Source organism: Paraburkholderia sp. (assembly GCF_034668105.1).
In the GTDB taxonomy this organism is placed as follows: Bacteria; Pseudomonadota; Gammaproteobacteria; order Burkholderiales; family Burkholderiaceae; genus Paraburkholderia.
Genome location: NZ_JAXDPY010000278.1, coordinates 1 through 8,297, shown reverse-complemented (window position 1 = coordinate 8,297; position 8,297 = coordinate 1). Strand labels below are relative to the sequence as shown.

Below are 8,297 nucleotides of genomic sequence, written 5' to 3'. Positions count from 1 at the left end.
CTTCCAGCACCCATCGGGTGCCGTGAAACATAGGAAGGCTGTCTGGCCAGAAGCGCCCGTTGAAGCTGCGCGAAATCCGGGCGATTCGAACGAGGCTTCAGATGTCGTCGAATGTCCGTGAGCTGGCGTTGTTCAATCTGGCATTGACAGCAAGCTCCGGGCATGTGATCTCACGCGACTTCAGGTGCAGGACATCTGTATGGGCAGCCACGTGGTCCCGCGAGCGACCTTCATGCAGCAAAAAACGCAGCGACCGGTGCAGTTCGAAATCACTGAGCAGACCCGGCAAAGCGTCGCAGCATGGATTTCGGCGCGGGGACTTAAACCCGCAGATTATCTGTTCCCGAGTCGGCTGCACGCGTCAGCGCACGTGTCGACGCGCCAGTAGAGAAGCAGCTCGACGATAAAACAGGTCTCACCGCAAGCTGACATTCGCTGCGATCGTGTCGTGAGCCACAGGTAGGAGTCTCCGGCAGACCAAGCACGGTTGGCCATCGGAGGGCAGGAAATGCCGTAGCCGGCGAGTCGATCCGCGCGAGCGAATGTCCGTTGAATCCGCAGTCGGCTACGGTCAATTGCACCCAGTCGCCGTCGATCTTCTTCAATCGCCTGCCCTGCGTCGGGATCGTTACGTTGGGCTGCAGCCGAGCGGACGAGATGTAGCGCGCCAATGAAATATCCGACTTCACGATCGAAAGGCTGCTGGCCCTCAATCAGACAGATAGTCACTTCGGGCGTCGCGACGTCCGCACGGACGCCCGGGCAGGCAATATCGTCCGCGCGGGGCATGGTTATGGTCGCTGAGAATCGTTGCGCTGTCGCGATCACCGCCTGGTCAGCATCCGGAGGATTTTCTGCACAATGAGTTCATGTTGCTCCAGCGCCTCATCGAGCGTACGTCCTCCGTAGCTCTTGTTGTCTCGCGCTTCCATTCCGGCGACGCGCGTGACGAACAGCGAAGCCTCCCCGGTTTTCGGTTCGGCCACACCGCGGAAGCGGGTGGTGACCGTCACACCCGATTCGTCCAGCAGCGTGCGGCGGAAGATCAGTTCGTTCTCTGTCATCCAGCGCGACCAGTCGCCGCGGTCGAACACCTCGACAGGTCTGTTCTTCGCATCGAGGACATAGAAGCGTTCCCTGCTGGACGGGACGGAGTGTGATTTCATATTTCAATGCGAAGACGTGAGCAGGAAGCCGATCGCCTCCCGCCACCAGGTTTCGTCGACGCGCCCAATCCAGTCGTTATGATCAGCCGCCTTCACCACCACCAGTCGTCTCGGTTCGGCCAGCGAGTTGTAGAGCGCTTCACCGAAGCGCGGGGGGACGATGCTGTCGCGTTCCGCAACCACGACGAGAACAGGGCGGCCGAATGACGCCAGGAGGGTCACGCTGTTGTATTGGTCACGCAGCAGCCACTTCACGGGCAGCCACGGATAGTGATAAGCGGCGACGTGCTCGAGCCGATCCCATGGCGTGATGAGCAGCAAGCCAGCGGTCCTGTTGCGTTCACGCGAGCCGGCCGCAGCCGCCACGCCGGCCCCGAGGGATTCGCCGATGAGCAGCAGCGGCGCGCCATAGAGGCGATGCGCGAGCGCGATGGTCTGTTGCGCGTCAGCGACCAGGCTCGCTTCGCCCAACGTGCCGTCGCGCGGCCCGTAGCCTGGATATTCGGCGAGGATCACGCGCAGCCCCAGCCGGGTGAGCGCTGCGGCGTAGGACGAACGGTGTCCGGCATGCCCCGCATTACCATGAAAGACGATGGCGGTGGCGCGCGCGGATCCGGCCGGTTCGGCCAACAGGCCCCGGAACGCCTCAGGTGTCGGCCAGGCGCGAAGTCCGTCGGAAACGACGTCCCCGGTCGCAGCCTTCTCAGGGAAGTAGAGAAAACGATCCTGCAAGATGGCGACTCCTGTGAACACAATCAGGCACGCAACGGTGAGACGCAGCGTCAACCTGTTGAGTTTCATGGCCTTGAGCCCGATCGATCGACCCGTTCCGTAGCGCAGCCAGTTTAGCGCGCATGCGTCGCCGTTTACCTCCGCGCCTGTCGCCGCGAGCCTCGAGCCGACGGCGCTGGGAGGGACGGCTCCAAGGCAACAGGCAGTTGGCAGCGACGCCCCGCGTGTGCACGGCGAACCGTGGACCAGCCTTGTGCTTCATACTTCAGTGACTCACGCCACCGAAAGCATCGACATCGTTGCCGACCTTGCACCCGCGCGGTTGACCTGCAGCGCGCCTGTCGCCGCTGCCCGCGACGCCGGCCGCCCGCTCGTGGCGCTGGAATCGACCATCATCGCCCACGGCATGCCCTACCCGGACAACATTCGCACTGCGCGCGAAGTGGAGGCCCTGATTCGCGAGAAGGGAGTCGAACCCGCGACTATTGCGCTGATCGGTGGGCGAATCCACATCGGCCTTTCGGACGACGAGCTGGAACTGCTCGCCGGCTCAGACGAGGTACACAAGGTCAGCCGCCGCGAGCTGCCGGCCGTGCTGGCCGGCGGCGGGCTCGGCGCCACGACAGTGGCGGGCACGATGATATGTGCCGCGCTGGCCGGCATTGAGGTCTTTGTCACCGGAGGCATCGGCGGCGTGCACCGGGGCGCGCAGGAAACCCTCACCTAAGCCTACAAAAGAGGAACAGATCGATACACCAGACTGACGTTTCAGCGCATCAGGGGTGGGTCAGTTTTAGATGCAAAACGTGGGGGGTCAGTTTCCAGCGCAAATCAACATGCCGCGTCGTTGCGAACTGGCGTTGAGCGACTTGCGCGGAATCGTGACGTGGATGCGATTTTCATATCGTGCACGAGCTTGCGCATTGCCGGTTGATTCCCGAGCTCCAGGCGGCGATCGGCAAGCCGGTGATATCGAGCAACTACGCGATGGCCTGACACGCGTCGCGGCTCGCCGGCGTGGGAGATTGCGAGCTTCATCTTGGGAGGCTGTTTGCGCTGTGACGTTGTACCTTGAAATGCGATGAAGCGCGGCGGGGCGACAGAGCGGCGATCGACGCCGCAGTGCCGAGAGGACGTTCAACGGCACAAGGATTTGTTGCGCACTATCGATTACAGAGCCTAGGCATGGCTGCTTTCATTGTGCAAGCATAGACGCCCTTTAAATTTCCCCAGGTCACTTCTGATCATCGGAACGGCGGGCACCGAGTGCCTCGAGCAACGGCCGGAGGGCATCCAGTTCCGTGCCGAAGCCGCTCCAGTCTCCCGCCTTCAGTCGCTCGATGGCGCGGTCATAGTGGGCAAGTGCCTCGCGTGCCCGCGCGTCCGGCGCGTTCGTTGTGCCTGGGGGTGGCGATGCCGCTTGCGCGGTCTCCTTGAAAAGCGCCGCCAGGGCTTCACCCAGCGTGTCCTCCATCACCACACGGTCACCATAGGCGGCAATCACCCGCTTCAACTCCGGCAACTGACCGGACGCCGCACGCAAATACAGCGGAGAAATGTAGAGGATCGAGTTCTCGATTGGCACGACCACGAGATGACCGCGAATGACGCGTGAGCCCATCTGGTTCCACAGCGAGATCTGCTGCGAGATCTCGGTATTCTGCTGAATACGCGCTTCGATCTGAAACGGCCCATAGACCAGCTTGTCCTTGGGAAACGTATAGACGATGAGCTTGCCGTATCCGGACGGATCGCAACGCGCCGCCAGCCAGGCGATCATGTTCTCCCGCTGGCTCGGCACCATCGGCAGCATGAGGATGAACTCGGCACGTGCGTCGCCGGGGAGCCGCATGATTGTGTAGTAAGGCGGCATCGTGCTGGCTGCGCTCCCGCCATCCATTCCGATCAGCTCCCGGGGAAACTGCCACAGATCCTCGCGGTTGTAGAAGACCTCCGGCGCAACCATATGATAAGCACGGTAGAGCTGCGCCTGGATCAGGAACAGATCTTCGGGGTAGCGGATATGCTGCCGAAGCTCCGGTGGCATCGCGTCTAAAGGCTTGAACAAACCCGGGAAGATGCGCTCGTATGTGCGCAGGAGCGGATCGGCGGGATCGCTGACGTAGAAATCGACCGTGCCGTTGTACGCGTCGACCACGACCTTGACCGCGTTGCGGATGTAATTGGCGCCGTCGCCGAAACCCGGCCGGGAGTAAGGAAACCACTGGCTGACGGTGTAGGCGTCCTGGATCCAGAACAGGCGCCCATTGCTTGCGACGACATAGGGGTCTTGGTCGAGACTGAGGAACGGCGCGATCGTACGCACGCGGTCCTGAATGTTGCGGTGAAGCAGGATCCGGCTCTGGTCTGTGATATAGCCGCTCAGCAGGATGTTGGGATCGTCGAGCTGCCAGGAGAAGAGACCGCGTCGTGCCACACTGCCGACGGAGACGCCGTCGCGCCCGCTATACGTCGTGTAGGTATTGTCCACCCCTTTGGGATAGTCGAATTCAGCTACATTGCCGTTCACGATGATGTAGTCCTGCCGGCCTTCACTGAAATAGAGACGTGGTTCGCGAATGGCCGGGCCGCCGTTGGAGACCGGCGGAATATCCCGCAGATAGAAGGAGGGTAAGCCTTCGGTGGATTTCTCGGTGACCGGCGACATCACGACGCCGATGCCGTGAGTGAAGATGAGGTGCAGGTTCACCCAGGTTTGGGCGTTGGGCGGAAGCATCGCCGGGTCCAGTTCACGCGCCGACAGCACCACCTGCCTGTATCCGGTGTCAAGCTGATAGCGGTCGATGTCCACCGAGAGAAATTTGTAGTAAGTCCTGATCTCCTGCAACTGTGCGTAGGTATCCATCAGCGGTTGCACATCCCATAGCCGGATGTTGTCGATGGTCGCCCGATTAGCCTGCAGCGAGTCGAGAGTCAGTCCCTGCCTGGCCTCAAACGGTTTAACCTCAATCTTTGCGAGGCCGTAAGCCTGTCGCGTCAGCGCGATAGTGTGCTCGATATAGGGTGTTTCCAGTCTCAGTTCGCTCGGCTTGACGTAGAAGCGCTGAAACAGCGACGGATAGATCACAGCGAACACAAACGCGCTGCCGAATACGAGCAGCGCGAGAACGGCAGGCAGCCGGTAGCTCCGCCGGCGCATGTTGATCCAAAGGGCGACGGATGAGGCCGCGGCAAGACCGACAAGCATCCACAGGACCGGCAACTCGACGTGGACATCGGTATAGCTGGCGCCGACCACTACGCCGTTGTCGCCATAGAGCAGCAGAAAGCGGTCGAGCCACCACGACCAGGCCTTCACCGCAAAGAACAAGCCGAGCAGTGCCGAACCATGAGTGATGGCGGCGGGCGAGAGCGTTCGCGGTGGCCGTTCCAGCGCGATGTCACCGCGCAACCCGTAGACAGCACCTGCCACGATCGCGCTGCAGAAGAGCAGTCGCAGCAGCCAGTTCTTGAGAGCGATATACGCGGGGAGCGAGAAGAGATAAAAGCTGATGTCCCTCTCGAAGATTGGATCGCGCTCGCCAACCGGCACCTGATAAATGAAGCGAAGCGCGATGTCCCAGCTGGAGATTTCGCTGGCGGCGATCACCAGCCCAAAGACGACCGCGGCGCAGGCAATACTGGAGCGCCAGGGAATGCGCGGCGCGACCAGTTCGGCCAGATCGCCGGTTGCTTCCGTCGCACCCGATGGACCGGCTGCTTCCACTCGCCAGGTATCGACGCCCCTTGCGTAACGATGCGCCAAAATCCCCGACAGCCATATCGCGCCTGCCGAGACTGCGAACACGGCGGCAAACAGCAGCGCTCTCGCGTCAAGGATGGTCCAGAAAACTCCGGCATAGCCGATCGAAAAGAACCACAGCCAGTCGACCAGGATGCGGGTGATGCGTCCGACGACAATCAGCCCGGCGATGACGGCCATCGCCGTGATTGCATAACGTCTCAGGCGCACGTCGGACTTCACTCCCGACCGCATAGTCCCTCCTGTGCTGGCCGTCGCCCATGCCCTGCTGCGAGCGGATCAATCGCGCACTGCCGATCGGCCTGGTGCGCGGCTGAACAGCCTGTCAACGCAGCCCGGATGGTCCACGCATAGCCGCTCCATGACCTGTGCGACGCGAGTTCGGATGAAGCGGATTCAGACCGGTTGACTGATTGTAGTTCGGTGTGGCTATTGATATCGGCGCCGCGCGTGAACGGCCACTCGTCCAAGGCAGGATGCAACGGACCCCGCATGACCGCTAAGGCCGAAGAGCGACAAGCAACTATGCGTAAGCAAACGGCAGTTCTACTTCGATACCGCCAGTTCGCTTTACCCGATCCGTCGCCGGCATTGATAACCGGCACGCGTCGTCACGACGCCCCACCGCCCTGATGGATGGTGTCGCCCTGCATCAAACGCCGGGCGATGTCCGCTGTCTGCAGCACCCCGCGTTCGGTCGGTGAATGGGCGGCGAGATAGCGGGCGACCGCAATCAGGACGTGCCTGCCCTCGCCAGTATTACCCCATGCGGTGAACTGCGCGACTCCGGCCTCCAGCATCTGATACGCATGGAAGCCAGCATCTTCGCGCAGCACGGCAAGCGCAAGCGTGGCGATCAGCGCCTGTGGCGAATGGCCGAGCGTGAGATGTCGCGCCACCAGCCTTGCGGCAAGATCAACCTGTCGCTGCCTGTCGAAGGCATCGAGCAACGCTGCGCGGATCGTCTCCACATCGGCAGGGAGGTCGTCGAGTTGCTCGCTGTCCTCACCTGGGATGCGGGCTGGCGGCACATTCAGATAGCGGGCAAGGTAGAGCGCCATGGCTCCGTGCATTATGGCGCGCACGGCCGTGACGTATCCGTCGATGTCGGCGGTCCCGATCCGGCTGAGCATCTGGTGGACCGCGTTAGCGTAGGTGAAGACGTGGTGCGCGGTGTCCCAGTCGGCGTGCTCGTTGGCATTGCCGAAGCGGGCCACCCGCAGCGCCGCTCCGTAAGCGAGCGATCGTCCCAGGTCCGCAGGAGTTGCGCCTGAGCGGATCGCCGCCTTCAGCGCATCAATTATCTTCGCTGGATCGTCTCCGAGCAGCTCTCGCGCGAGCGCCGCGTGGTGCGACCATCCACGCAAGGTGCGCGCGGCAGCGAACAGTTCCGGCATCTGGCTGGCTGCTTCCTCACATAGCGCAACAAGATCAACGGGCTGGCGCCAGGCGGTCGATTCCTCCGCGCCACGGGCGGCCACCATCTGCCCGACGATAGTAGGCAGCAAAGCTGGCGCGTGCTCCCAACCGATCAGGTCGAGGCACTCGAAGGCCTTGTTGATGAAGTCGAGCGAATGACCGGTGTCGGCAAACGCCCTTTCGGTCGCGGCCGAGAGCAGGGCATCGGCAAGCATCGCTGGCGAGACGCCGGCCGCAATCGCCGTCAGCAGGGTGCGCTCGGCCGCTTCGCGATGGCGCACACTTGTCCAAAGACGCAGCCAGCGCTTGAGTGCGGCCGGCTCGGGCCGGCTTCCAAGCGGTGCACGTTCCCGCCGCGGCGCCTCGCCGGCACAGTCCGCCGCTACGCGGCGCGCACCGTGAAACAGGGGAAGGTAGGCTTCGTCCTGTGGCAAGAAAGGCAAGAGATTGGCCAGCGCCGTCAGTATCGTGAGACCGACGCCCCAGCCGTCGCGGTTCTGCGCCCCAAACAGCGTTACCTGCCGCACAATCCCGGCCATCGGCACCTTGGCCGTGAGCTGACCCTGCACGGCCTTGGCGATGACAAGATCGAGGTCATGTGCGAGGCCGTCCGCAAGCCGCTGAGTCCAGTGCGCCGCGGGATCGCGATGACCGAAGCTGGTCGTTACCCAAACGTCGCCATTGCGTACCTCGACCGCGCAGATGGGTATATCGTCCGCCCACAGATCGAAGGTGCAGCCGCTTTCAAGATCGAAGCGGGCGTGGTGCCAATGACAGGTCAAAATGCCGTCCTCGACGCTCCCGCGCTCGAGCGGGAAGCCCATGTGCGGGCAACGATTGTCGAGGGCGAAGACGCGCCCGCGGTCGTAGATGACGAGGATCGGACGATGACCACCCTGCACAACCCGTCGCCCCTCCGCCTTCAGCTCTTCAAGGCTGCCCACGAGCACGAATTCCTCGCTCGGTGCATCCATGCGCACACCTCCTGCACGCGTCCCTTCAGGGACATGGTAGATGCCGGCGATGTCGTGTCAAGTTCTCGGGGAGAACACGGTCTACCGCCGGGGTTTGGCTTAGCGGGTCGGTTTGCGCCTTTCGGATATCGGCTTTGATCAACGATCGTTCGAGGTGTGCGTCAGACCGGGGGCGGCCACAAAGAGACGGTCGCAGGCGCCGTTCTCAAGACATCGGAGCGGCGGTTGACTTCCGCGAAGCGT

General features: G+C 62.5%; 4 protein-coding genes and 2 pseudogenes. 2 read left to right on the top strand and 4 right to left on the bottom strand.

Annotated features, from left to right (window positions below; translation table 11 throughout):
• Positions 1 to 29: 29 nt before the first annotated feature.
• Positions 30 to 385: pseudogene (locus QOC89_RS12935) on the top strand (tyrosine-type recombinase/integrase); the annotation flags it as partial.
• A gap of 439 nt (positions 386 to 824) precedes the next feature.
• On the opposite strand, the gene QOC89_RS12930 reads toward QOC89_RS12935, so the two are convergent.
• Both QOC89_RS12930 and QOC89_RS12925 read right to left on the bottom strand, forming a co-directional pair.
• Entirely contained in the window at positions 825 to 1,166 is a 342-nt protein-coding gene (locus QOC89_RS12930; protein ID WP_323045368.1) for a hypothetical protein, read from the bottom strand.
• A 3-nt stretch (positions 1,167 to 1,169) separates the two neighbouring features.
• Positions 1,170 to 1,967, bottom strand: coding sequence for an alpha/beta hydrolase (locus QOC89_RS12925; protein WP_323045367.1), 798 nt, complete (start codon positions 1,965 to 1,967; stop codon positions 1,170 to 1,172).
• Between the two features lie 226 nt (positions 1,968 to 2,193).
• Here QOC89_RS12925 and QOC89_RS12920 point away from each other — a divergent pair.
• Positions 2,194 to 2,616: pseudogene (locus QOC89_RS12920) on the top strand (pseudouridine-5'-phosphate glycosidase); the annotation flags it as partial.
• A 516-nt stretch (positions 2,617 to 3,132) separates the two neighbouring features.
• On the opposite strand, the gene QOC89_RS12915 reads toward QOC89_RS12920, so the two are convergent.
• Entirely contained in the window at positions 3,133 to 5,895 is a 2,763-nt protein-coding gene (locus QOC89_RS12915; RefSeq protein WP_323045366.1) for a UPF0182 family protein, read from the bottom strand.
• A 377-nt stretch (positions 5,896 to 6,272) separates the two neighbouring features.
• Entirely contained in the window at positions 6,273 to 8,054 is a 1,782-nt protein-coding gene (locus QOC89_RS12910) for a Rieske (2Fe-2S) protein (RefSeq protein WP_323045365.1), read from the bottom strand.
• Between the last annotated feature and the right edge of the window lie 243 nt (positions 8,055 to 8,297).

Coding starts and splice junctions, on each gene's coding strand:
- QOC89_RS12930 (WP_323045368.1), bottom strand. CDS start 1,166: ATGAAATCACACTCCGTCCCGTCCAGCAGGGAACGCTTCTATGTCCTC.
- QOC89_RS12915 (WP_323045366.1), bottom strand. CDS start 5,895: ATGCGGTCGGGAGTGAAGTCCGACGTGCGCCTGAGACGTTATGCAATC.
- QOC89_RS12910 (WP_323045365.1), bottom strand. CDS start 8,054: ATGGATGCACCGAGCGAGGAATTCGTGCTCGTGGGCAGCCTTGAAGAG.
- QOC89_RS12925 (WP_323045367.1), bottom strand. CDS start 1,967: ATGAAACTCAACAGGTTGACGCTGCGTCTCACCGTTGCGTGCCTGATT.